1 rRNA gene is annotated in these 239 nt (G+C 51.0%); it reads right to left on the bottom strand.

The features are described 5' to 3' along the window. Positions 1-239 (bottom strand): 16S ribosomal RNA (locus ACTHSL_RS14145); the annotation flags it as partial.

Raw genomic sequence — 239 nt, 5'->3', positions numbered from 1 at the left:
AGACAGGACTACTCGGGTATCTAATCCTGTTTGCTCCCCACGCTTTCGTGCAACAGCGTCAATAACCAGCCAGATGGCCGCCTTCGCCACCGGTGTTCCTCCTAATATCTACGAATTTCACCTCTACACTAGGAATTCCGCCATCCCCTCTGGTATTCTAGCTTTACAGTATCGAAAGCAATTCTGGGGTTGAGCCCCAGGCTTTCACTTCCGACTTATAAAGCCGCCTACGCACGCTT

Origin of the sequence: Neisseria sp. P0008.S010 (assembly GCF_051962715.1) — a bacterium.
GTDB classification, from domain to species: domain Bacteria; phylum Pseudomonadota; class Gammaproteobacteria; order Burkholderiales; family Neisseriaceae; genus Neisseria; species Neisseria elongata.
This window is presented reverse-complemented; position numbering and strand designations above follow the sequence as displayed.